1 protein-coding gene is annotated in these 2,323 nt (G+C 50.0%); it reads left to right on the top strand.

Annotated features, from left to right (window positions below):
• Nucleotides 1-2,223 (top strand): DNA gyrase subunit A (locus tag GY683_RS00145; RefSeq protein WP_297286830.1); only part of this gene is annotated, 2,223 nt, incomplete at its 5' end.
• Between the last annotated feature and the right edge of the window lie 100 nt (nucleotides 2,224-2,323).

Below are 2,323 nucleotides of genomic sequence, written 5' to 3'. Positions count from 1 at the left end.
GCCCGTGTGCCAAACCTGCTTGTCAATGGGGCGACAGGGATTGCGGTGGGTATGGCGACCAACATGGCACCGCATAACCTGACCGAAGTCGTGAATGCTTGCCTTGCCTATGCCGACAATCCGCAGATTGATGGCGATGAGCTGGCAAGCCACATCAGCGGACCTGATTTCCCCACAGGTGGTATCATCTATGGGCGAAGTGGCATTTCTGACGCTTATCGCACAGGCAAAGGGCGACTGCACATTCGTGGGCGTTATGTCATTGAAAATATGGAAGGGGCAAGCAAAGACCGTGAACGCATTGTCTTTACCGAGATTCCTTATCAAGTCAATAAAGCCAAACTCATTGAGCAAATTGCCCAACTTGTCAATGACAAAAAATTAGACGGTATCACAGGCGTGCGTGATGAGTCCGACAAAGAGGGTATGCGGATTGCCATTGACCTAAGACGTGGCGAAAATGCCGAAGTGGTGGTGAATAATCTATTTTTGCAAACGCCCTTAGAGTCCAGTTTTAGCATTAACATGGTTGCCCTTGACAACGGACAACCACGCCTTATGACCTTGCATGACTTGATTGCCAGCTTTATCCGTCATCGCCAAGAGGTTGTTACACGCCGTACCATTTTTGAGCTTAATAAAGCCAAAGCTCGTGGGCATCTGTTAGAGGGCTTGACCATTGCCCTTGCCAATATTGATGACATCATTGAGACCATTAAAAAGTCCGCCAATCGCTCTGAGGCTCGTGAAAACCTGCTTGGGCGTATCTGGCAGGCGGGCAATGTGGTTGCCATGCTAAAAAATGCAGGGGCAACGTCTATCCGCCCCGACATCATAGAAGGTGAGGATTTAAACACCCCGTTTGGGCTTATCAATGACGACAAAGAATACCGCCTATCGCCCGACCAAGTAAATGCCATTTTGGACATGCAGCTGCACCGCTTGACGGGTCTGGAGCAGGACAAATTGTCCAAAGAGTACCAAGAGATCTTGGGCGAGATTGCACGCTTACAGATGATTTTGGCGGATTTTGATAAGCTGATGGGCGTGATTAAGGCGGAGCTTATCCAAATCCGTGATGATTTTGGCGATGAGCGTAAGACCGATATTGTGGACGCACGAGCCGATTTTAGCCGTGAGGATTTGATTCCAGAGCAGACGGTTGTCATGACTGTGTCGCATACAGGTTATGCCAAGACTCAGCCGATTGGTGATTATCAAGCCCAAAAACGTGGCGGCAAGGGCAAATCAGCAACCGCCATGAAAGAAGATGATGTCATTGAGCATTTGCTCGTGACCAGTACGCATGCTCATATTCTGTGCTTCACCAATACAGGGCGAGTGTTTGGTTTGCGTGGTTTTGAGGTGCCAATCGCAAGCCGTGGTTCAAAAGGCAGACCGCTTGTCAATCTCATCAACATTGAGCCTGATGAGAGTGTTACCGCCATCTTGCCAGTAGAATCGCTGTCTGATGATGGCAAATTTGTGTTCTTTGCTACGGCAAGTGGCACGGTCAAGCGAGTGGCGCTGTCGCAGTTTGCCAATTTGCGTGCCAATGGACTTCGAGCCATTGACCTTGTGGACGGTGATACCTTGATTGGCGTGGCGATTACGGACGGTGAGCAGGAGATTATGCTGTTCTCTAACGAAGGTAAAGCCATTCGCTTTAAAGAATCCGCCATTCGTGCCATGGGACGTACCGCCAAGGGCGTGCGTGGTATCCGTGTCAATCTCTTAGCCAGTCTCGGCTTAGACGATGACGAACCGACCGATGATGACACCGATGACACCGATAATGACAGCGTGGTGTCGGTCAGTCGTGTGGTGTCGCTCGTGGTTGCCCCACAGGCAGGCGAGATTTTGACAGCGTGTGAAAACGGCTATGGCAAACGCACTCCGATTGACGACTATCCGACCAAAGGGCGTGGCGGTCAAGGCGTGATTGCGATTAAGACGTCAGAGCGTAACGGTCAGCTTGTCAAGGCGGTAGCGGTAACAGGCGATGAAGACGTGATTTTAATCTCCGATAAAGGCACGCTTGTCCGCACACCTGTCGCCCAAATCGCAACCGCAGGACGTAACGCCCAAGGGGTCAAGCTCATTCGCATTGGCGAGAGCGAAACGATGGTGGGGCTTGCGTGTGTGGAGCATGAAGAGCCAAGCGATGATGATAGTGATAGCGAACTTGGCGAGATGATAGAAACGAGCCAAGACAGTGAATGATAAAAAAGGCGGATTGATGTCCGCCTTTTTGTTTGGGGGTATTAGTTTTTTGACTTAAGCCACTATCTTATTTTCTAGAAAAAACAAGATAGTATTTTTG

The organism is Moraxella sp. (assembly GCF_024227015.1).
Taxonomy (GTDB): Bacteria; Pseudomonadota; Gammaproteobacteria; order Pseudomonadales; family Moraxellaceae; genus Moraxella.
Note: the sequence above shows the minus strand (reverse complement) of the source record. Positions and strands in the feature narration are given on the sequence as shown.